Source organism: Flavobacterium aureirubrum (assembly GCF_038739835.1).
In the GTDB taxonomy this organism is placed as follows: Bacteria; Bacteroidota; Bacteroidia; order Flavobacteriales; family Flavobacteriaceae; genus Flavobacterium; species Flavobacterium aureirubrum.
The window spans coordinates 56,621-79,273 of the sequence record NZ_JBCGDO010000013.1 but is presented as its reverse complement, the minus strand read 5'-3'; the positions used below and the strand labels follow the sequence as shown (position 1 = coordinate 79,273).

Genomic DNA, 22,653 nt, shown 5'->3' with positions numbered 1-22,653 from the left:
CCACAAAGAACGCAAAGTTTTTTACGCAAAGTACACTAAGCTATTGAACCTTAAACCTTTTCTCTTGTGAAATTTATGATTAAATTTTCTACTCATTACCACAAAAACTGAAAACTGAAAAGGGATAACTGAAAACTATTTACTACTTTCGCAAACTGATTTAAGAAAACGATAAAAATGAGTACTAAGTTTACTGAATACAAAGGACTTGACTTGCCTACTGTGGCATCGGAAGTTCTTGATTTTTGGAAAAAAAATAACGTCTTTGAACAAAGTGTAACTTCGCGTGAAGGTGCAACTCCTTATGTGTTTTTTGAAGGTCCGCCAAGTGCGAACGGATTACCAGGGATTCACCATGTAATGGCGCGTGCAATCAAAGATATTTTTTGTCGTTATAAAACTCAAAAAGGTTTCCAAGTAAAGCGAAAAGCAGGTTGGGATACACATGGTTTACCTGTTGAATTGGGAACTGAAAAAGAATTAGGAATTACCAAAGAAGACATCGGGAAAACCATTTCCATCGAAGAATACAACGAAGCGTGTAAGCGAACAGTTATGCGTTACACCGACGTTTGGAACGATTTAACCGAAAAAATGGGTTATTGGGTTGATATGGAAAATCCGTATGTGACCTACAAATCAAAATACATGGAAAGCGTTTGGTGGTTGCTTAAGCAAATTTACAACAAAGATTTACTATACAAAGGTTACACCATTCAACCGTATTCTCCAAAAGCTGGAACAGGTTTATCTTCTCACGAAGTGAATCAACCAGGAAGTTATAGAGATGTTACGGATACAACTGTTGTGGCGCAATTTCTTGCAAAAACCGAAACGTTACCCAACTTTTTACAAGGCTTTGGAGATGTTCATATTTTGGCTTGGACCACAACTCCTTGGACTTTACCTTCAAACACTGCTTTAACTGTTGGCCCAAAAATCGATTATGTTTTGGTGGAAACTTTCAATCAATACACTTATCGTCCGGTTAAAGTAATTTTAGCTAAAAACCTTGTCGGAAAACAATTCGGAAAAGGATTTTTTGCCTCAAATGAGCCATCCGATTTTGAAAATTTTAAAGAAGGAGATAAAAATATTCCGTATCAAATTTTGGCAGAATGTAAAGGTGCTGATTTAGTTGGAATTCGATATGAACAATTAATGAAATTGGCTTTGCCTTATCAAAATCCTGAAAATGCTTTTAGAGTAATTTCGGGAGATTTCGTTACAACTGAAGATGGAACTGGAATCGTTCACACAGCGCCAACTTTTGGTGCAGATGATGCTAAAGTGGCCAAAGAAGCAACGCCTGAAGTACCACCAATGTTGGTTTTAGACGAAAACGGAAATCCTGTTCCTTTGGTTGATTTACAAGGTAAATTCATTCAAGGTTTAGGAAATTATTCTGGGAAATACGTTAAAAATGAATACTACAACGATGGCGAAGCTCCAGAACGCTCAACCGATGTTGAAATCGCTATCCAATTAAAAGAAGAAAATAAGGCTTTCAAAGTCGAAAAATATGTTCACAGTTACCCACATTGTTGGAGAACTGATAAGCCAATTTTATATTATCCATTGGATTCTTGGTTCATAAAAGTAACCGAAATCAAAGACAGAATGTGCGATTTGAACGAAACTATCAACTGGAAACCCAAAGCAACTGGTGAAGGTCGTTTCGGGAATTGGTTGAAAAATGCCAACGATTGGAACTTGTCGCGTTCAAGATATTGGGGAATTCCATTGCCAATTTGGAGAACCGAAGATGGAACCGAAGAAATGCTAATTGGTTCGGTAGAAGAATTGTATGCTGAAATTGAAAAATCAATCGCAGCTGGTTTCCAAAAAGAAAATCCATTCAAAGGTTTTGTTGTTGGAAATATGAGCGAAGAAAACTACGATTTGGTTGATTTACACAAAAATGTAGTCGATAACATCGTTTTGGTTTCGCCATCTGGCAAATTGATGAAACGCGAGAGTGACTTGATTGACGTTTGGTTCGATTCGGGTGCTATGCCTTATGCGCAATGGCATTATCCATTTGAAAACAAAGATTTAATTGACGAAAACAAAGCATTTCCTGCTGATTTTATTGCCGAAGGAGTTGACCAAACTCGTGGATGGTTTTATACATTACACGCCATCGGAACTTTAGTTTTTGATAAAATAGCTTATAAAAATGTAGTTTCAAACGGATTAGTTTTAGACAAAAACGGACAAAAAATGTCAAAACGTTTAGGAAACGCAGTTGATCCATTCACGACTTTGGCTGAATATGGTCCAGATGCTACGCGTTGGTACATGATTTCGAATGCCAATCCTTGGGATAACTTGAAATTTGATATTGAAGGTGTTGCGGAAGTTCGTAGAAAATTCTTCGGAACTTTATATAACACCTATTCGTTCTTCTCGTTATATGCCAATATCGATAATTTTACTTATTCAGAAGCTGAAATTCCATTAAACGAACGACCAGAAATCGATCGTTGGATCTTATCAGAATTACATACGTTGATAAAAACCGTTGATGAAGCTTATGCGGATTACGAACCAACAAAAGCGGCAAGAGCCATTTCTGACTTTGTTCAAGAAAATTTAAGCAACTGGTATGTTCGTTTGTGTCGACGTCGTTTTTGGAAAGGCGAATACGGAACAGATAAAATTGCTGCTTATCAAACCCTTTACACTTGTTTGTTAAACGTTGCCAAATTATCTGCGCCAATCGCTCCATTTTTCATGGATAAACTTTACAGAGATTTAACGCAGGCAACACTCCCGACGCTTCGGGAAGAGGAATTTGAGTCTGTACATTTGGCGAAATTTCCAAATTCGGTTGAAAACTTTGTTGATAAATCACTTGAAAGCAAAATGATGAAAGCACAGACAGTTTCGTCGCTTGTTTTATCACTCCGAAAAAAGGAAATGATAAAGGTACGTCAACCATTGCAAAAGGTAATGATACCAATACTTGACGAGAATCAACGAACTGAAATCGAAGCGGTTTCTGACCTGATAAAAGCCGAAGTAAACGTGAAAGAAATTGAACTTTTAGACGATGCATCGGGTGTTTTAGTAAAGCAAATCAAGCCTAATTTCAAGACACTTGGTCCTCGTTTTGGCAAAGACATGGGATTGATTTCCAAAGAAATACAAAATTTAAAACCCGAACAAATTGCTGAACTAGAAGCTAAAGGTATGCTCGTGCTTGTTATTTCGGGAAAAAGTATAATTTTAACAACCGAAGATGTTGAGATTTCTTCGCAAGATATCCCAGGTTGGCTAGTAGCTAATGCAAATGGTTTAACTGTTGCACTTGACATAACACTTACTGAGGAATTGAAAAACGAAGGAATTGCAAGAGAGTTAGTCAATAGAATTCAAAATCTTAGAAAAGACAGCGGATTTGAAGTGACAGATAAAATTAAAGTTCTATTACAATATAATGAAATACTCGCGAAAGCGATTAAAGAAAACGAAAACTATATCAAATCGGAGACACTAACTGAAACCTTGGTTTTAGAAAATGAAGTTTTAAATGGTTCTGAAATAGAATTTGACGAGATAAAAACAAGAATATTAATTTCTAAATAATTACGAACGATTATGATTGATGAAAAATTAAGATACTCAGATGCTGATTTGGCAGAGTTCAAGGAAATTATTGTAAACAAAATCGAAAAAGCAAAATCCGATTTAGAGTTGATAAAAAGTGCCTACATGAATGATTTAAATAACGGAACTGATGATACATCGCCAACGTTTAAAGCATTTGAAGAAGGAAGCGAAACCATGTCTAAAGAGGCAAATTCTCAATTGGCCATTCGTCAGGAGAAATTTATTCGCGATTTAAAAAATGCGCTTTTCCGTGTGGAGAATAAAACTTATGGTGTTTGTAAAGTGACTGGAAAACTTATTTCCAAAGAAAGATTAAAAATTGTTCCTCACGCTACAATGAGTATTGAAGCAAAAAATATGCAGCGATAATATCCTAAGATATATTATGTAACGCTCCAATTTGGAGCGTTATTTTTTAGAAAAAAAGCCTATTTTTGCGCCACAAATTTTTTAGACAATGTCATTACGAAATTCCGTTTTAATTATAGCTATAATACTTTTAGTAGATCAATTTTCGAAAATTTACATCAAAACTAATTTTGTATTGGGAGAAACTGTTCATGTTTTTGAATGGTTCAAAATATATTTTATTGAAAACGAAGGAATGGCTTGGGGAACAAAAATTCCTGGTGAATACGGCAAATTATTTTTAACAACTTTTAGAATTTTGGCCGTTTTTGGCATTGGCTATTGGTTGTATGACAGTAGCACAAAACACAGTTCAAATTATTTGATGGTCGCTATTTCTTTGATTTTTGCCGGCGCACTTGGCAATATTATCGACTCTGTTTTTTATGGTGTTATCTTTGACGATAGTTATGGTCATTTGTCAACGATGTTTTCTGAAAATCCTTATGGTTCTTGGTTTCATGGCAAAGTAGTGGATATGCTCTATTTCCCAATTTGGGAAGGAACACTACCTAATTGGCTGCCAATTTGGGGCGGACAACCTTTCAAATTTTTCAACGCTATTTTCAATATTGCCGATATGGCTATTTCTACAGGTGTTGGAATTTTAATCGTTTTTAATAAAAAAGCTTTTGCTACCAAAACGTCTCTTGGAAACGCACAATAGTCGTTGGCGTCACGCAATAATCCAATTGAATATCACTTTCTGAGACATCGTCAATAAAGTCTTCGGGTTCAAAAAAAGATAGACCTATTTTTATAGTTTCTGGTTTGCATTTTGCTAAGAATTTATCATAAAATCCTTTGCCATAACCTACTCTATTTCCTATTTTATCATAAGCCAAAAGCGGTACAAAAACCACCTCTACTTTTTCTACTGGAACTATTATACCATCAACAGGTTCATGAATATTATACTTGTTTTTTTGAAACTTAGTATTGTCTGTTAAAAGAAAGTTAGTCATTTCAAGAGTTTCGAAATTGCATTTAGAAACCACAATTTCCTTGTCTTTTCCCGCTAAAATTTGAAGAACAAATTCTGTTTCCACTTCATTTTGTTCTTTAATAGTTAGAAAAAGATGGAAATAGGTATTTTCCCAAACATCAAGTTGCAACAGTCGGTTAGCAATTGCTAGGCTTTTATCCTCAATTTCTTCTTCTGAAAGTTGACTCCGCAGCGTTTTATATTTATTTCGTAATGCCGTTTTATTCATTTAGTAAAAGTAAAAAAACTGCATTTGTTTTATGAGTAATTTAAGGTTAAATTTGTTTGGAAGTTTAGTTAACCTTGAACCAGACACTCGCAATTTAAAAAATGAACAATCCTTCTTTAGAACTTCAAATACAAACACTGCCAGAAAATCCGGGAGTATATCAATATTATGACAAAGAGGATAAAATTTTATATGTTGGGAAAGCTAAAAATCTAAAAAAACGCGTTTCGTCCTATTTTAATAAAACACAAGAATATGGCAAAACACGTGTTCTAGTTTCAAAAATTGTAACCATTAAACACATTGTTGTTTCTAGCGAGCAAGATGCGCTTTTGTTAGAAAACAATTTGATAAAAAAACTTCAGCCACGCTATAATGTTTTGCTTCGCGATGACAAAACCTATCCGTGGATTTGCATTAAAAAAGAACCTTTTTCGAGAATATTTCCAACACGAAAAATGATCAAAGACGGTTCAGAATATTTTGGCCCATATACCAATTTTAAAACCGTAAACACCATTTTGGATATGATAAAAGAATTATATCCACTACGAACCTGCAACTATGATTTATCCGAAAGCAATATCAAAAATGGTAAATACAAAGTGTGTTTGGAGTTTCATATTGGCAATTGTAAAGGCGGTTGCGAAGGATATGAAACACGAGAAAATTATCAAATTCAAGTCAATGCTATTCGGGAAATTTTGAAAGGAAACTTCAAAGAAAGTTTGAAAGATTTTAGAGCTAAAATGCAAGAGTATGCCATCAATATGCAGTTTGAAGAGGCTCAAAAAATTAAAGAAAAAATAGAAGTTCTCGAAAATTATCAATCGCGATCTACGATTTTAAATCCGAAAATTTCAAATATCGATGTCTTTTCCATTATTTCTGATGAAGCTGTGGCCTATGTCAATTTTCTTCAAATCGCTCATGGTGCCATTATTCGCTCACATACTTTAGAACTCAAAAAGAAATTAGAAGAAACCGACGAAGAACTTTTAGAATTGGCTGTTGTAGAACTTCGCGAACGATTTCAATTGACATCCAAAGAAATTATTTTGCCTTTTCCACTCGATTTTGGCGATTCAATAAAAGTGACCGTACCTCAACTAGGCGATAAAAAGCAAATTTTAGAACTGTCTGAAAGAAATGCAAAATACTATCGATTAGAACAATTAAAACAAATTCAAATAGTTGACCCAGAACGTCATACCAATCGTATCATGGCACAAATGCAAAAAGATTTACGCCTTTCGGTTGAACCGCGACATATTGAATGTTTTGATAATTCTAACATTCAAGGAACTAATCCTGTTTCGGCATGCGTAGTCTTTAAAGACGGAAAACCAAGCAAAAAAGATTATCGCCATTTCAATATAAAAACCGTGGAAGGTCCAAACGATTTTGCATCAATGGAAGAAGTAGTTTATAGAAGATACAAACGATTATTGGACGAAAACCAACCATTGCCGCAACTTATCATTATCGATGGTGGCAAAGGACAGTTATCATCGGCATTGAAGAGTATTGATGATTTAGGTTTACGCGGAAAAATTGCCATCATAGGCATCGCAAAAAGACTGGAAGAATTATTTTATCCCGGAGATTCTATACCGTTATACCTCGACAAAAAATCAGAAACTTTAAAAGTAATTCAACATCTACGAAACGAAGCACACCGATTTGGCATTACCTTTCATCGCGACAAGCGAAGTAAATCAGCACTTAATTCATCCATAGAAACAATTCCCGGCATTGGCGAAAAAACAATGCTAACGTTACTAAAACATTTTAAAAGTGTTAAAAGATTGAAATTGGCTAGTGAAAAAGATATTTCTGCGGTTGTAGGCGCATCAAAAGCCAAAAAAATTTCCGAATTTTACCAAACGATTAAACCTTAAAAAATTATGAGCCAATGGTTCTAGCCTATTTATTTGCCCTTTTCCTGCTGTTCACTTTATCTTTTTTTTTCAAAAAAAGGACGCCGTTTCCATCAGGGCTAAATTTTAATCGTCTTCCCTTTTTATTAACAATCAGCTTCTTTCTATTTATTCAAACAGGATACACACAAGATACCATTATACAAAAACGCCCCAAAATTGGACTAGTATTAAGTGGTGGTGGCGCAAAAGGATTTGCACACATTGGAGTTTTAAAAGTTCTTGAACAAGCTGGTGTAAAAATAGATTTTATTGGTGGAACCAGCATGGGTGCAGTTGTTGGCGGTTTGTATGCCTCGGGTTACAGCGCCACTCAAATCGACTCTATATTTTACAATACCGATTTTGACGAACTATTACAAGATTACATTCCGCGCGAGTCAAGGAGCTTTTACGAAAAAAAGAATAACGAAATGTATGCTATAGTTTTGCCCTTTCATAAATTCAAAATTGGAATTCCCATTGCGCTTTCAAAAGGAATGTATAACTACAATTTATTGTCTAAATTAACTCACAAAGTAAGGCACATTCGCGATTTTAAAAAACTCCCCATTCCATTCATTTGCATCGCTACCGACATAGAAAAGGGTGAAGAAGTAGTTTTAAATAGCGGCTATTTGCCACAAGCCATGTTAGCCAGCTCAGCCTTTCCCTCTTTATTTTCACCAATAGAAATTGATGGTAAATTTTTAATTGATGGTGGTGTAACTAATAATTATCCTGTTGAAGAATTAAGAAAATTAGGAGCAGATGTTATTATTGGAGTTGACGTTCAAGATAATTTAAAAAACCGAACTGCGCTGCAAGATGCCACTAGAATTTTGGTACAAATAACCAATTTAGACATGATAAAAAAAATGGAAGAAAAGGTTAAAATTACTGATATTTACATCAAACCTAATGTGGAAGATTTTGGTGTTATCTCTTTTAGTGATGGACAAGAAATTATAAAAAAAGGAGAAGAAGCAGCCTTGAAAAACATTGATGAACTTAAAAAGCTAGGCGCAACAAACAAAGACTTTCACCCACAAAACCTTAAAGTTCAAAATGATTCTTTGGCGATAAAAAATGTCAGTTTGAACCCATTAAAAAATTATACAAGAGCTTATATATTGGGAAAATTAGGAATTAAAAATGGAAAAAAAATAAGCTATAACGACTTAAAAACCGGTATCAACAATATTAATGCTACTCAAAACTTTAGTAGAATAAATTATACCCTTGAAGAATTTCAAGGTGGCGATGAGCTAAGATTGAATTTAGAAGAAAATTCAATTAAGACCTATTTGAAAGCTGGATTACACTATGACGATTTATATAAAAGTGCTGTTTTGGTGAACCTTACCAGAAAAAATAATCTTTTTAAAAATGATGTAACTTCTATAGATGTTGGTCTTGGTGATAATATTAGGTACAATTTTGATTACTATATTGACAATGGTTTTTATTGGAGTTTTGGGTTAAAATCCAGATACAACCAATTTGATAAAAATAGTGCCACTGATTTTAATAATGGTGAAATTTTAGAGCAATTGAACTTGAATACTCTAAATATAAGTTATGCTGATTTTTCTAATCAAGCCTATATGCAGACCGTTTTTATTCAAAAGTTTTTAATCGGTGCTGGCTTAGAATTGAAAAAATTGAAAATTAATTCTGAAAATTTAGGATTTATTAATCCAACTTTTGAAAACAGTACTTACACTAGCATCTTTGGGTATATGAAATACGACTCTTATGATGACATCATGTTCCCTACAAAAGGTTGGTTTTTTTCAGGTGATATTCAATCGTTTCTCTATTCAACTGATTACACATCAGATTTTAATCGTTTTTCAATCGTTAAAGGAGAGATTGCATTTGTGAAGACGTTTTTTAAGAAAATCACTTTAAAGGTTGACTCTGATGTAGGATTTGCATTGGGTGATGATAGCGTGCCTTTTTTTGATTTTGTGCTTGGTGGTTATGGTTTTAATACCATCAATAACTTCAAGTACTTTTATGGATATGATTTCTTAAGTATTGCTGCAGATAGCTTCATAAAATCTTGTTTTACTATTGACTATGAATTTTACAAAAACAATCACGTGAACTTTGCCGCCAATTATGCTAATGTTGAAAATAATTTGTTTTACACCGGAAATTGGCTCGCTACACCACGATACAGCGGTTATGCTTTGGGTTATGCACTAGAATCTATTATCGGACCAATTGAAATTAAATACACTTGGTCTCCTGAATTAAGCAAAGGTTTTACTTTTGTTAGTGTGGGATTCTTGTTTTAAATAGGTTGAAATCAGAATTTTTTATTGATTATTAGACAAAAAAAGTATATTTGAGCATTAAAATTATAAAACGGTAGCGTATGTCAATTTGGAGAGTAAAACCTGTAGCTGCTTTTGAAGCAGATATGAAAAAAAGCGAACTTAAAAAAGTTCTAGGTAAATGGAGTTTAACTGCTATAGGCGTTGGTGCCATTATTGGCGGAGGAATTTTTGTATTGACTGGTACAGGAGCCTATTATCATGCAGGGCCAGCATTAGCCTTATCATTTATTATTGCTGGGATTGCCTGTGTTTTTGCGGCACTTTGTTATTCGGAATTTGCATCTATACTTCCAGTTGAAGGTTCTGCTTATGCTTATGCTTATGGAACAATAGGAGAAATTTTTGCCTGGATTATAGGTTGGGGTTTAATACTAGAATATGCCATGGGCTCAATGACAGTAGCTGTCTCATGGTCGGGATATTTTAATAAATTACTGAAAATGTTTGGCATTAAACTACCCGACTGGCTCACTTCTGATCCTGGAAGTTACACTGGCGAGGGTTTCTCAATGAATTTACCAGCTTTTTTAATTGTATTATTTGTAATTTCTATTCTAATAAAAGGAACACAAAGTGCAGCTAAAGCCAATAATATGATTGTGATATTAAAAGTTTCAGCTATCATATTTGTAATCATTGCTGGCGCATTCTTTATCAATGTAGAAAATTGGACACCTTTTATACCAGAAGCAACACAAATTATTGAAAAAGAAACTACGCATAATGCCTATGGTCTTACAGGAATAGTTTCTGGAGCTGCAGCGATTTTCTTTGCCTATGTAGGTTTTGACGCAGTATCTACGCAAGCTGGCGAAGCTAAAAATCCTAAAAAAGATGTTCCATTTGCCATTATTGCCTCCTTATTAATTTGTACAGTATTATATATTTTAGTCTCATTAGTTTTAACAGGAATGATGAACTACGAAGATTTCAATCCACTAGGAAAATACCCTGATGCAATAAAAGCTCCTGTTGCTTATGCATTTGACATTGCAGGTCAAGCTTGGGCTGGATATATTATTACTATTGCCGCAACTGTGGGTCTGATTTCTGTTTTAATGGTCATGATTATGGGACAATCAAGAATATTTTTAGGAATGTCTAAAGACGGACTTATTCCAAAAGTTTTCTCAAAAGTTAACCCCTTATCTGGTACTCCAAAAACTAATCTTATGATTTTGGGAGGTGTTATTGCTATAGTTGCTGCATTTACGCCCATCAATAAATTAGCAGACATGACGAGTTTTGGAACATTGTTTGCCTTCACCATGGTGTGTATTGCCGTTTGGATTTTAAGAGTTAAACAACCTAATTTAGAAAGACCTTTTAAAGTGCCTGCATTGCCTTTGATTGCAATTTGTGGTATTTGCATCAATACATATTTAATGATTAACCTGAGTTTAGATGCGCAAATGCTTTCTATGGGCTGGTTAGCTATTGGAGTTTTAGTTTACTTCCTTTATGGTAAAAGAAATGCCAAATTAGGCAAAGAAAATCAAGATTAAATTTAAGCCACTTTTTAGTGGCTTTTTTTATTTTTTAACGATATTTGTTATATGAAAAAATGGGACAACTTACTTATCCATTTAAAATTCCTCATTAAGAGAAATCCTGAGTGAGAACACGTCTTATTGATTAACAGTACAATTTATAAAAAGTCCTTCCACTTTTAAATTATTAAACTTTTAAACAAAAGAACATGCCACTATATCATAAACTTGGTCATTTTCCTCAAAAGAGACACACTCAATTCGAAAAACCAACTGGCGGGTTTTATTATGAACAACTTTTCGGAACAGAGGGATTTCATGGTCATTCTTCTTTATTATACCACGTTCACAGACCAACACAAGTCAAAGAAATAACAAAATCCTATTCCGTTGAACCTAAAATAGCTATCGATAAAAACATAAAATCATTACTATTAAAAGGTTTTGAAATACAGCCTCAAGACGACTTTATCGACAGCAGAAAGGCAATGCTCGTAAACCGAGATTGCGTCATTGGATTGGCAGCACCAAAAAAATCTTTGACCAATTATTTTTATAAAAATGCCGATGCCGATGAACTAATTTTCATCCACAAAGGTTCAGGAACATTACGCACCATGATGGGAAATATTGATTTCGAATATGGTGATTATCTTATTATTCCTAGAGGAATAATCTATCAAATAGAATTTACTACAGAAGAAAACAGGTTGTTTTTCGTAGAATCTTTCGCTCCATTTTATACACCAAAACGATATAAAAATGAGTCAGGTCAACACCTTGAACATTCTCCCTTTTGTGAAAGAGATTTCAAATTGCCAACTAATTTAGAAACATATGACGAAAAAGGAGATTTTCTCATCAAAATAAAAAAAGAAGGCATGATGCATGAAGTAGTTTATGCCACGCATCCATTTGACGTTATTGGTTGGGATGGATATAACTTCCCATACGGATTTTCAATTCACAATTTTGAACCCATAACAGGTCGCGTGCATTTACCACCGCCAATTCATCAAACCTTTGAAACTTCTACATTTGTTGTATGTTCTTTCTGTCCACGACTATACGATTATCATCCAAAAGCAATTCCTGCACCGTACAACCACAGTAATATTGACAGTGACGAGGTTTTATATTATGTAGATGGTGATTTTATGAGTAGAAATAATATTGAGCAAGGACATATAACGTTGCATCCAAAAGGAATTCCACATGGTCCAGCGCCAGGTGCAATGGAACGAAGCATTGGACATAAAGAAACATTGGAATTGGCTGTGATGGTTGATACCTTCAGACCTTTAATGGTAACTGAAGAAGCTATGGGAATTGACGATGGGAAATATTATAAATCGTGGGTTGAATAGTTTAAAAATGGAAAAGTATGCTACAATAAATTTAAGTAAATTTCCTGTCGTTAGTGTGGTATTTACAGGAAGTCAGGCCAATGATGAGAATTTCATGCAGTACCTTTTTGAACTTGAGCAAATTTATAAACAACAAAAAAAGTTAGCCATTATTTTTGATGCTTCAAAGGCAGTAATGCCAGGGATTAATTATCAAAAAATGCAAGCAAAATGGTTAAAAGACAATAAAAAACTAATGACAAATTATTGCGCCGGAACCGCTTATGTCATACCGAGTTTACTTATCAGAAACGTTTTAAAAGCAATATTCACCTTTCAAAAACAACCCGTTGACTACACAATATGTAAAAATGAAACAGAAGCAATCGAATGGGTAAATAAAAAATTAAACTAATACATTTAAAAAATCTGTATGCTTCGACAAGGTTTTTTGAAACAAAAACGAATTTAATTATGTCACAAGAAATAAAATCAGTCGAATACGGCTTAGAAAAAATATTTGAAGGAGCGCAAGATTTTCTTCCGCTTTTAGGAACCGATTATGTTGAGTTTTATGTAGGCAATGCCAAGCAAGCAGCGCACTTTTACAAAACTGCTTTTGGTTTTCAATCTTTGGCATATGCTGGTTTAGAAACTGGCGTAAAAGACCGAGCAAGCTATGTATTAAAACAAGACAAAATCCGATTAGTGTTAACCACAGCTTTAAACAGTAATTCACCTATTGGCGAACATGTAAAAAAACATGGCGATGGCGTAAAAGTTATTGCACTTTGGGTTGAAGATGCAAAAAATTCTTTTGAAGAAACCACAAAACGTGGCGCGAAACCTTTTTTCGAACCAATCATCGAAAAAGATGAAAATGGCGAAGTAATTCGTTCTGGAATTTATGGTGCTTATGGCGAAACTGTTTTTGTATTTGTAGAACGTAAAAACTACAAAGGCACATTTTTACCAGGATACAACGAGTGGAAATCTGATTACAATCCTGAGCCAGTTGGCTTAAAATTTATAGATCATATGGTTGGCAACACAGGATGGAACAGGATGAATGAAGCCGTAAAATGGTTTGAAGATGTAATGGGATTTGTAAATTTCCTTTCTTTTGATGACAAGCAAATTACCACCGAATATTCCGCATTGATGAGTAAAGTAATGAGCAATGGCAATGGCAGGATAAAATTCCCAATAAATGAACCAGCAGAGGGAAAGAAAAAATCACAAATTGAAGAATATTTAGACTTCTATGAAGGCGAAGGTGTACAGCATATTGCTGTGGCTACCGATAATATCCTAAAAACAGTAGCCGACATGCGCTCTCGTGGCATCGAATTTTTATCAACGCCACCGCAAGCTTATTATGATGCCATTCCTGAACGATTAAAAGACCACATGGATAAATTTAAAGAAGACATAACCGAACTTCAAAAACTAGGCATTATGATTGATGCTGACGAGGAAGGTTATTTACTTCAAATATTTACAAAACCTATTGAAGACAGACCAACACTGTTTTTTGAAGTTATTCAACGCATGGGTGCAAAAGGATTTGGTGCAGGAAATTTCAAAGCATTATTTGAATCTATAGAAAGAGAACAAATGCTAAGAGGAACGTTATAAAAAAGTTAATTTTATTGCGAATTCATCAAAATACAACGTTGTAGTAACTTGTTTATTGCCAAATATGTGTTAAAATTGACATTTTGATTGTAATAATGCAACAAATGATACTATATTTGTACCATCAAAAAGAACAAAGGAGTGGTTTCCTTATATTTTTGGATAAATTTTCATAATTTATAGTTTTTTGGTTGGTTAATAGCATAAAAACTCAGTCATTAATTTGATTGGGTTTTTTTGTTTTAATACATTTGGAACGAATATTGCATTTGTAGTCAAAAACATAAAAACGTGAAAAAAATTCTATTTCTATTTTTGCTTTTTACAACTTTAAGTTTAGACTCTCAAAAACCTGAAGCTTATGAAACTGGTGAATGGTTTAAATTCAGAGTTCATTACGGGTTCATAAATGCAGGCTATGCTACACTTGAAATAAAAGACGCCGTAAAAAACAATAAAAAAGTATACCATGCCATTGGCAAAGGATATACAGTTGGCATGTCGAGGTTCTTTTTTAAAGTAGATGATAACTATGAAAGTTATTTTGATAAAACAACAAATAAACCCTACCAATTTGTTAGAAAAATTGATGAAGGCGGATATACAAAAAATCAAGAAGGTTTTTTTAATCAAAGTGACAACAAGGTTTTAGTAAAAAATTATAAGGATAAAACCGAAAAAACTTTCTCCGTAACAGAAAATGTTCAAGACATCGTTTCCTCTTTTTATTATCTCAGAAATCACCCAACTATTGACAAACTAAAAGTGGGCGAGTCAGTGATAATCGATATGTTTTTTGACGAGGAAATTTTTAAGTTTAAGTTAAAATTCATCGGTAGAGAAAATATTAAAACTAAATTTGGAATTGCACCAGCGATGATGTTTAGACCTTTAGTCCAATCGGGAAGAGTTTTTAAAGAAGAAGAGAGCTTGGTAGTGTGGATTTCAGACGACGAAAATAAAATTCCTCTACGAATAAAAGCGAACTTAGCAGTTGGATCTTTAAAAGCAGATTTGGATGGTTTTAAAGGGCTAAAAAATCCATTTATGGTCAAACAAGAAAAATAATGAGTGTTCAGACAACAAACCACAATAAAATAATAGAAGCTTTAGAGCAAAAATTTGAAACCATAAATCAAAAAACAGAAACACATCTCGAAGGTTTACTGTGGTCAAAACCAATAACTTACTGGGATTATATTCAAACTGATGCTTTACTTAATCTGCAAACGCAACGAACCGTTTTGCCCGACGAAATGGTTTTTATTATGTATCATCAAGTAAACGAGTTACTATTTAAAATGATACTTTGGGAAATTGATCAGCTGTGTCATAACGAAAATCCAACAACTGATTTTTTTACAGAAAAATTGCGAAGAATTAGTCGCTATTTCGATATGTTGACGACATCTTTTGATATTATGGGCGATGGAATGGAAGTAGAACAATACATGAAGTTCCGAAATACATTAACACCTGCCAGCGGTTTTCAAAGTGCACAGTATAGAATGATTGAATTCTCTTCGACCGATTTGATTAACCTAATTGATTATAGATTTAGATCATCAATAGACCGCAATACTCCTTACTCTAATGCGTTTGAACATCTGTATTGGCAAGCGGCTGGAAAAGATTATCAAACTGGCGAAAAGAGCGCTTTACTAATCAATTTTGAAAAAAAGTATCGTCAAGAGTTTCTTCGCCATATGGAAGAATACAACACAATAAACATTTGGCAAAAATTTAAACAATTACCCATTGAGGATCAAAAAAATGCCGAATTAGTTAAAGCAATGCGTCATTATGATTACACCGTGAATATAACCTGGGTTATGGGACATTTGAACGCTGCAAAAAAATATATAGAAAGCGGACAAGGTTCAGGCGAAGCGACTGGCGGAAGCGATTGGAAAAAATACATGCATCCAAAATACCAAAGAAGAATATTTTTTCCCGATTTGTGGAGTTCAGAAGAATTAAAAAATTGGGGCGAAGGATTATAATTTATAATAATGTTAAAAATTCTTCAAAAATTTATATGCCTCTCTCTTTTAACTTTTGTGTTAATCGCCTGTGATAAAACCAAAGAGGAAATAACAACGCCAAAAGCTAAAGCTAAATTGGTCTCATTTGGGTATAATCTGAATGATTTTAATGTTGTAAATGATACAGTAAAATCGGGAGATACTTTTGGAAGTTTGATTGATAAGCAAAATTTAAGCGGCAATGAAGTGTATGACATTGTAGCGAAAGTCAAAGATACTTTTGATGTGAGAACCATTCGTATCGGAAAACCATACACTATTCTTCGAAGTAAAGACAAAACTAATAAAATTCAACTATTCATCTATCAACCAGATAATCTCAATTATTACGTTATTGATTTTAGGGACTCTATCGTTGTAAATAAAAAAAAGCGCCCTTTAAAATTCATAAAACGAACCATTGCTGGTGCTTTAAATGGTTCACTAGCCGAAACTTTATCTAATGAAAAAGTAGATCCTGCCTTGGCTTCAAAAATTGCAAAAATTTATGCTTGGTCTATTGACTTCTTTAAATTGCAAAAAGGCGATAAATTTGGAATAACTTTTACTGAAAGATATATCAATGACACAATTTATGACGGAGTGGATAGCTTAAAAGCTTCTTTTTTTGAATATAAAGGAAAGAACATTTATGCATTCCCTTACAGTCCCGATGGCAGTTCTGGCAAACTTCAATATTATGACGAAGAAGGTAAAACCCTGAAAAACTTCTTTTTAAAAGCGCCTTTGAAATTTATAAATATAACATCTCGTTATACAAAAAACAGATTTCATCCTGTGCAAAAAAGATGGAAAGCACACAACGGAACGGATTATGCTGCACCAACTGGAACACCAATAATGACTACTGCTGCTGGAGTTGTAGAACAAGCAGGTTATACTACTGGAAATGGTAATTTTGTTAAAGTAAAACATGACAGAGTTTATTCTACACAATATTTACACATGTCAAAAATTTTAGTTCGTCGTGGTCAACGAGTTACACAAGGTCAAGTGATTGGAAAAGTTGGAAGCACAGGCTTAGCCACTGGACCACACGTTTGCTATCGTTTTTGGAAAAATGGAGTACAGGTTGATGCTTTACGTTTAAAACTTCCAACTTCAACTCCAATGGATACAAAGTATAAACAAAAATTCTTAACTGAAATTACCCCACTAAAAAAGGAACTAGACAGTATTGCTTCGTTAAAATTCAAAAATTAGCGTGTCAAACATCTTACTAAATCGTTAGAGTAAAATTTCTACTTTTTTAACCCACTAATAATAGTAAATTTGTCTTTCAAATAATCAATTATGGCATTAATAAATTCAAATCCGACAACTACCGCCGCTTGGAAAAAACTACAACAACATTATCTACAGATGGAGTCCATTTCAATAAAAGAAATGTTTGCCAATGATACTTCTAGATCTGAAAAATACAGCATTAAATGGCAGGAATTTTTAGTTGATTATTCTAAAAACTGTATTAATGAAGAAACCTTGAAATTACTTCAAGATTTAGCCCGGGAAATGCAACTAAAACAAGCCATTACAAGTTATTTTGACGGCGAAAATATCAATCAAACCGAAAATAGAGCGGTACTTCACACCGCTTTGCGTGCACCTGAAAACGCAAAAGTTTTAGTAGATGGAAAAAATGTAATCCCAGAAATTTATGAAGTAAAAAACAAAATGAAAAACTTTACCAACGAAGTTATTTCTGGAGTAAGAAAAGGATATACAGGAAAACCTTTTACTGACGTTGTCAATATCGGAATTGGTGGTTCAGATCTTGGTCCAGCAATGGTAGTTGAGGCATTACAATTCTATAAAAATCATTTGAATATTCATTTTGTTTCTAATGTTGATGGCGACCATGTAAACGAAGTCATCAAAAAACTAAACCCAGAAACGACCCTTTTTGTAGTGGCTTCGAAAACGTTTACCACACAAGAAACGTTATCTAACGCTGAAACTATTCGTGCTTGGTTCTTAAAATCGGCATCCCAAGATGATGTAGCCAAACACTTTGTTGCTGTTTCTACCAATATTCAAAAAGTTACTGAATTCGGTATCAATCCAGCGAATATTTTCCCAATGTGGGATTGGGTTGGCGGACGATTTTCGCTTTGGAGTGCCGTGGGCTTATCAATATGTCTAGCTGTTGGATTTGACAATTTTGATGATTTGTTGAAAGGCGCAAACCAAATGGATGAGCATTTTAAAAATGAATCTTTCGACAAAAACATACCTATAACTTTAGCTTTGTTAACAATTTGGTACAACAACTTTTTTGGTGCTGAAAGCGAAGCTTTAATTCCCTACACGCAATATTTACAAAAATTTGCACCCTATCTTCAGCAAGGAATTATGGAAAGTAATGGAAAAAGCATTGGACGAAATGGAAAACCAGTAAATTATGAAACTGGAACTATCATTTGGGGCGAACCAGGAACGAATTCCCAACATGCTTTCTTTCAATTAATTCATCAAGGAACAAAATTAATACCAACTGATTTTATAGGGTTTGTACAATCTTTATATGGAAATCAAGACCATCATGACAAATTGATGTCTAACTTTTTTGCACAAACTGAGGCATTACTTAACGGAAAAACTGAAGCGCAAGTAAAAGCTGAATTTGAAAAACAAAACTTAACTGGTGAAAAAGCTGATTTCCTTTTACCTTTTAAAGTTTTTGCAGGCAATAAGCCAACCAATACTTTGTTAATTGATAAACTAACCCCAAAAACACTTGGCTCATTGATTGCATTATATGAACATAAAATATTTGTTCAAGGTGTAATTTGGAATATTTATAGCTATGATCAATGGGGAGTTGAATTAGGAAAACAACTGGCCAATTCTATTTTAGATGAGTTAAAGACAAATAAAATTCACCCACACGACAGCTCTACTACAAAGCTATTACAACACTATTTAAGTACTAAATAATTGTTAAAACCTTAACGCGAATTGGGTTTGTTTTAGGCCTTTTTAACTATATTTGTTTTTCTAAAAAAAACACAATGTATCATTTCATTCAAAAATTCCATTCAGGTTGGGCTTATTTAGCCTTACTTTTATTACTGCTTACTGTTTTTGTTTCCCTAATTGGTTTGTCTTCAAAAAAAGAGTTTACATCAAAAGATAGAAAGATTGCTTTATTTGGTCTAATCGCTACTCACATCCAATTGGTAGTTGGATTAATTTTATATTTTATTTCTCCATTAGGTTCTGCATCGTTTGGTCAAATGAAAGATGCTGCTTTGAGATTAACATCACTTGAACATCCGCTTACTAATGTCATCGCGATAGCGCTTATTACAATTGGTTGGTCAAAACACAAAAAAGCACAAACAAGTTCAGCAAAATTCAAATCAATTGCTGTTTTCTATGGTCTTGGATTATTATTAATATTGATACGTATTCCTTGGAAAATGTGGTTGAATAACTAATTTAAAAGTCCTGAAAAGGGCTTTTTTTATCTAGGTACGATTTTTGAAAAAAGTAATGTCTAATTAATAACTAAACATGAATAATTTAAAAAAGTTTCTTTTATTTCTGGGCTTAATAGTCTTATCTTCCTGTTTTTCTATAAGTTACGGACAACAAAAAGATAAAAAAATTGAAAAATCGATTACTTCTAAAGAAAGTAATGCAAAAACAAAATTGACTACAAAAAAAGACACTGTTGTCACAAAAGAAATAATAGAGGACGACAACAATTTAGACTCTATTAAAATAGATTTGAATTTAAATTTCAAATTCTACAAAAAAAACGCACATGCTTCTTACTACGCTCAGAAGTTTCATGGAAAACGAACTGCAAGCGGTGCAAAATTTGATAATACTAAATATACTGCTGCTCATAAAAAATTACCATTTGGAACAAAAGTTAGAGTTACTAACGAAAGTAACGGTAAATCCGTAATAGTTGAAATAACAGACCGCGGACCATTTTCAAAAGCGCGGGAAATCGATTTGAGTAAAAAAGCATTTATGGATATCACTTCCAACAAAAATTCTGGAATGGTAATCGTAAAGCTGGAAGTGCTTAATTAAATCCACCAACTTTTAAAAGGTTTTTTACTTAAATAAGCATTGTAAAATCGCTCATCATTAGTTACTTCTTGACCAAGCCAATAGGGTTTTTCGAAAACTTCGTTTTCTGACTCTAGCTCAATCTCCGCCATAATCAATCCTTCATTTTCTCCAGAAAAAACATCCACTTCATAGATGTGTTTTCCCAACTTTATTTCGTGGCGAATTTTATCGATAATTCCATTTTCACAAATAGAAAGCAATGCTTCGGCATCGGCCAAACTTATTTCGCGTTCCCATTCCATTCGTGTAGTTCCATTATTGGTACTTTCTCCCTTTATGGTGAGGTATCCTTTGTCTTCTTTTATTCTAACGCGAACTGTACGCTCTGGTACTGAACTTATATAACCTTGAACTATTCTTTTTTTTGTATATGCTTCGTTAATAAACGCTGTAGACAAGACTAAAAATTTTCGTTCTATTTCAATCATTTTTACACATTTAGGAGCAAGTTATGAAATATTTAACTACGAAATTGTATTTTTACAATATTCTTCACGGCGAAAAATTCTAATCATGCATTTTTATAGCAACAAAAAGCTAATTACCTCTATTGATGATTTGTTTGAGTTCTATTTTGAGCGACATGAATATCAATCCAATGATAAATTACTTTTTTTAGTAGATTTAGTTCAATATTTTCGTCCGGTCAATCCAAAAGGAAAACATCAAATTTCTATAAAATCTTTAATAGACTATTTAATCGCTTCACCTGAAAAATCGAATGCTTTAAAACTATATTTATCCGAAGTTTTACATCACAGAAAATTCACACGAATGCTTTCAGACATTGGAATTCTTAGGGACTCGGATTTTATTTATGAAGTCAAAAAAAGAGTTATTGCAAAACTCCTTCCTTTTCAACCGGCAAAAGACACCTTAGAGTTTGTCCTGAATCAGGTTTTTTTCAAAAGTACTGACCCTATTTGGATAGCCCGCATTCCCTTTGAAGAACTTCAACAATTATTTGAAATTATAGAGTTAGAAACTATTTATACATCTGTAAAAGAAAAAACTGTACTAGCTGAAGTCATGAACGCTATGGGAATAATTTCTCAACGAATGAGCGGAAGAGCAATGGAAAACGATGTCATCAAAATGGTGCCCGAATACGATGATTTAGAAAGTCCTTTTGTAGCTTTTGAAAACGAACTACATGCCATTCATAAAAAAATAAAATCAAGCGATAATCATTTTGTTATTTCAGACGATATGAACTACAAACAATTAATGATTTTTCATAAACAATGCGAAGAATATGTAGACAAAGCATTTAACAACAGTTCAATATTTGGAATTTCATTAAAAGTAAATCAAAGTCTTCTTCGAATCAGGCAACAATTGCATCGTAGTAAGGTATTAATTTCATCTTTAGTTATTAATAAAGAAACCGATAAAAAAAATAACACGATTCTATTGGTTTTACGACTAATTAAGTACAATTGTTATAAAAACAACATTCGCCAACTGATCAATGAAAGCACTCAGTTGATTTCCTATGAAATTACACAACATACTGCAAAAACTGGTGAACATTACATTACAGAAAGCAAATCGGAATATTTCTCCATGTTAAAAGCAGCTATTGGTGGTGGATTTATTGTGGGATTGCTTTGTATTATAAAATTATTGTTTTCTAAAATAGATACAAGCGATTTCGGACATGCATTTTATTATAGTTTAAATTATTCAGTAGGTTTTATCGTTATCTATTTAATGGGTTACACATTAGCTACAAAACAACCTGCAATGACAGCTTCAACTTTAATAACCGTTTTAGAAAGTGGCATGAAGAAAACGTCAAAAAATGAAAACAAACACAGCTCGTTTGCCCAGCTTTTTGCGCGATTGTTTCGCTCGCAGTTTATAGCGTTTGTAGGCAACGTTTTTATGGCATTTCCTGTAGCATTAGCTGGAATTTGGCTCATCGATTATTTGCTAGATTACAACATAGCATTTGAAAAATCGGAAAAACTACTAAATGACTTATCACCAGTAACTTCACCTGCTATTTTTCATGCCGCTATCGCAGGCGTTTTTCTATTTCTTTCTGGTATAATTTCGGGTAATGTGTCTAATAAAAACAAACATAATCAAGTTTATTATAGAATAAAAGAACATCCAGTTTTAAAACAAAACCTCGGCATAGTAAGAACCAACGCCATAGCAACATGGTTTGAAAATAATTGGGCTGGAGTGGTTTCAAACGCTTGGTTTGGTATTTTTTTGGGTAGCGTTGCATCGTTAGGTATTTTCTTGGGACTTAACCTCGATATTAGACACATTACCTTTGCCAGTGGCAATTTTGCACTTGGTTTATATGGTGCCAATTTTTTTGTAGATTTTTGGACCATATTTTGGGGAATTATTGGAATTGGTGTAATAGGATTCGTGAATTTTATAGTGAGCTTTTCACTTTCGTTAGGATTAGCCTTTCGTTCAAGAAATATTCCTGTGACGGAATTAAGCTTTCTTTTTAGCGCAACTTGGTCCTATTTTAAAAAAAATCCAGTAGCATTTTTTTTCCCCATGAAAGATAAATAG

At 33.6% G+C, this 22,653-nt stretch carries 18 protein-coding genes; 16 read left to right on the top strand and 2 right to left on the bottom strand.

The annotated features are described in order from the left end of the window. The first annotated feature begins 177 nt into the window (after positions 1-177). From ileS to WFZ85_RS10535, 3 genes are all read left to right on the top strand, one after another. Positions 178-3,591, top strand: a complete 3,414-nt coding sequence (gene ileS, locus WFZ85_RS10545) for an isoleucine--tRNA ligase (RefSeq protein ID WP_342696263.1) — start codon at positions 178-180, stop codon at positions 3,589-3,591. 12 nt (positions 3,592-3,603) lie between these two features. Next, positions 3,604-3,984 (top strand): TraR/DksA family transcriptional regulator, encoded by a 381-nt coding sequence (locus tag WFZ85_RS10540; RefSeq protein ID WP_342696262.1) that lies wholly within the window; start codon positions 3,604-3,606, stop codon positions 3,982-3,984. Positions 3,985-4,072: 88 nt separating this feature from the next. Next, on the top strand, positions 4,073-4,690 hold the full coding sequence (locus tag WFZ85_RS10535; protein ID WP_342696261.1) for a lipoprotein signal peptidase: 618 nt from the start codon (positions 4,073-4,075) through the stop codon (positions 4,688-4,690). Here WFZ85_RS10535 and WFZ85_RS10530 read toward each other — a convergent pair. Continuing rightward, a complete protein-coding gene (locus WFZ85_RS10530; protein WP_342696260.1) occupies positions 4,659-5,237 on the bottom strand; it encodes a 5-formyltetrahydrofolate cyclo-ligase in 579 nt (192 codons plus the stop codon). The two genes, WFZ85_RS10535 and WFZ85_RS10530, sit on opposite strands and share 32 nt — an antisense overlap. Positions 5,238-5,338: 101 nt before the next feature. Between WFZ85_RS10530 and uvrC the strand changes: the two genes are divergently transcribed. The 12 genes from uvrC to WFZ85_RS10470 all read left to right on the top strand — a co-directional run bounded on the left by uvrC (position 5,339) and on the right by WFZ85_RS10470 (position 20,070). Continuing rightward, positions 5,339-7,138: an excinuclease ABC subunit UvrC gene (uvrC, locus tag WFZ85_RS10525; protein WP_342696259.1), complete on the top strand. Its 1,800-nt coding sequence runs from the start codon at positions 5,339-5,341 to the stop codon at positions 7,136-7,138. 14 nt (positions 7,139-7,152) lie between these two features. Further along, a complete protein-coding gene (locus WFZ85_RS10520) occupies positions 7,153-9,462 on the top strand; it encodes a patatin-like phospholipase family protein (protein ID WP_342696258.1) in 2,310 nt (769 codons plus the stop codon). 80 nt (positions 9,463-9,542) lie between these two features. Continuing rightward, positions 9,543-11,009: an APC family permease gene (locus WFZ85_RS10515; RefSeq protein ID WP_342696257.1), complete on the top strand. Its 1,467-nt coding sequence runs from the start codon at positions 9,543-9,545 to the stop codon at positions 11,007-11,009. 194 nt (positions 11,010-11,203) lie between these two features. Continuing rightward, positions 11,204-12,361, top strand: coding sequence for a homogentisate 1,2-dioxygenase (locus tag WFZ85_RS10510; protein WP_342696256.1), 1,158 nt, complete (start codon positions 11,204-11,206; stop codon positions 12,359-12,361). 7 nt (positions 12,362-12,368) lie between these two features. Next, a complete protein-coding gene (locus WFZ85_RS10505; protein WP_342696255.1) occupies positions 12,369-12,755 on the top strand; it encodes an STAS/SEC14 domain-containing protein in 387 nt (128 codons plus the stop codon). A gap of 59 nt (positions 12,756-12,814) precedes the next feature. Next, a complete protein-coding gene (gene hppD, locus WFZ85_RS10500; protein WP_342696254.1) occupies positions 12,815-13,978 on the top strand; it encodes a 4-hydroxyphenylpyruvate dioxygenase in 1,164 nt (387 codons plus the stop codon). Positions 13,979-14,269: 291 nt separating this feature from the next. Continuing rightward, positions 14,270-15,046, top strand: coding sequence for a DUF3108 domain-containing protein (locus WFZ85_RS10495; RefSeq protein ID WP_342696253.1), 777 nt, complete (start codon positions 14,270-14,272; stop codon positions 15,044-15,046). Then, a complete protein-coding gene (locus WFZ85_RS10490; protein WP_342696252.1) occupies positions 15,046-15,981 on the top strand; it encodes a tryptophan 2,3-dioxygenase family protein in 936 nt (311 codons plus the stop codon). Before WFZ85_RS10495 ends, WFZ85_RS10490 begins: the two co-directional genes overlap by 1 nt. Positions 15,982-15,990: 9 nt before the next feature. Further along, positions 15,991-17,226 carry a M23 family metallopeptidase gene (locus tag WFZ85_RS10485; RefSeq protein WP_342696251.1) on the top strand — a complete coding sequence of 412 codons (1,236 nt, stop codon included), beginning with the start codon at positions 15,991-15,993 and terminating at the stop codon, positions 17,224-17,226. A gap of 90 nt (positions 17,227-17,316) precedes the next feature. Next, the gene (gene pgi / locus WFZ85_RS10480; RefSeq protein WP_342696250.1) at positions 17,317-18,960 is read left to right on the top strand and encodes a glucose-6-phosphate isomerase; all 1,644 of its coding nucleotides are present in this window, start codon (positions 17,317-17,319) and stop codon (positions 18,958-18,960) included. Between the two features lie 74 nt (positions 18,961-19,034). Further along, complete coding sequence (locus WFZ85_RS10475; RefSeq protein WP_342696249.1) at positions 19,035-19,463, top strand: hypothetical protein; 429 nt, start codon at positions 19,035-19,037, stop codon at positions 19,461-19,463. A 76-nt stretch (positions 19,464-19,539) separates the two neighbouring features. Then, a complete protein-coding gene (locus WFZ85_RS10470) occupies positions 19,540-20,070 on the top strand; it encodes a septal ring lytic transglycosylase RlpA family protein (RefSeq protein WP_342696248.1) in 531 nt (176 codons plus the stop codon). On the opposite strand, the gene WFZ85_RS10465 is transcribed toward WFZ85_RS10470, so the two are convergent. After that, entirely contained in the window at positions 20,067-20,540 is a 474-nt protein-coding gene (locus WFZ85_RS10465; RefSeq protein ID WP_342696247.1) for a CYTH domain-containing protein, read from the bottom strand. The genes WFZ85_RS10470 and WFZ85_RS10465 overlap by 4 nt on opposite strands. Positions 20,541-20,625: 85 nt before the next feature. On the opposite strand from WFZ85_RS10465, the gene WFZ85_RS10460 reads away from it, so the two are divergent. Beyond that, positions 20,626-22,653 carry a recombinase gene (locus WFZ85_RS10460; protein ID WP_342696246.1) on the top strand — a complete coding sequence of 676 codons (2,028 nt, stop codon included), beginning with the start codon at positions 20,626-20,628 and terminating at the stop codon, positions 22,651-22,653.

Coding starts and splice junctions, on each gene's coding strand:
- ileS (WP_342696263.1), top strand. CDS start 178: ATGAGTACTAAGTTTACTGAATACAAAGGACTTGACTTGCCTACTGTG.
- WFZ85_RS10540 (WP_342696262.1), top strand. CDS start 3,604: ATGATTGATGAAAAATTAAGATACTCAGATGCTGATTTGGCAGAGTTC.
- WFZ85_RS10535 (WP_342696261.1), top strand. CDS start 4,073: ATGTCATTACGAAATTCCGTTTTAATTATAGCTATAATACTTTTAGTA.
- WFZ85_RS10530 (WP_342696260.1), bottom strand. CDS start 5,237: ATGAATAAAACGGCATTACGAAATAAATATAAAACGCTGCGGAGTCAA.
- uvrC (WP_342696259.1), top strand. CDS start 5,339: ATGAACAATCCTTCTTTAGAACTTCAAATACAAACACTGCCAGAAAAT.
- WFZ85_RS10520 (WP_342696258.1), top strand. CDS start 7,153: ATGGTTCTAGCCTATTTATTTGCCCTTTTCCTGCTGTTCACTTTATCT.
- WFZ85_RS10515 (WP_342696257.1), top strand. CDS start 9,543: ATGTCAATTTGGAGAGTAAAACCTGTAGCTGCTTTTGAAGCAGATATG.
- WFZ85_RS10510 (WP_342696256.1), top strand. CDS start 11,204: ATGCCACTATATCATAAACTTGGTCATTTTCCTCAAAAGAGACACACT.
- WFZ85_RS10505 (WP_342696255.1), top strand. CDS start 12,369: ATGGAAAAGTATGCTACAATAAATTTAAGTAAATTTCCTGTCGTTAGT.
- hppD (WP_342696254.1), top strand. CDS start 12,815: ATGTCACAAGAAATAAAATCAGTCGAATACGGCTTAGAAAAAATATTT.
- WFZ85_RS10490 (WP_342696252.1), top strand. CDS start 15,046: ATGAGTGTTCAGACAACAAACCACAATAAAATAATAGAAGCTTTAGAG.
- WFZ85_RS10485 (WP_342696251.1), top strand. CDS start 15,991: ATGTTAAAAATTCTTCAAAAATTTATATGCCTCTCTCTTTTAACTTTT.
- pgi (WP_342696250.1), top strand. CDS start 17,317: ATGGCATTAATAAATTCAAATCCGACAACTACCGCCGCTTGGAAAAAA.
- WFZ85_RS10475 (WP_342696249.1), top strand. CDS start 19,035: ATGTATCATTTCATTCAAAAATTCCATTCAGGTTGGGCTTATTTAGCC.
- WFZ85_RS10470 (WP_342696248.1), top strand. CDS start 19,540: ATGAATAATTTAAAAAAGTTTCTTTTATTTCTGGGCTTAATAGTCTTA.
- WFZ85_RS10465 (WP_342696247.1), bottom strand. CDS start 20,540: ATGATTGAAATAGAACGAAAATTTTTAGTCTTGTCTACAGCGTTTATT.
- WFZ85_RS10460 (WP_342696246.1), top strand. CDS start 20,626: ATGCATTTTTATAGCAACAAAAAGCTAATTACCTCTATTGATGATTTG.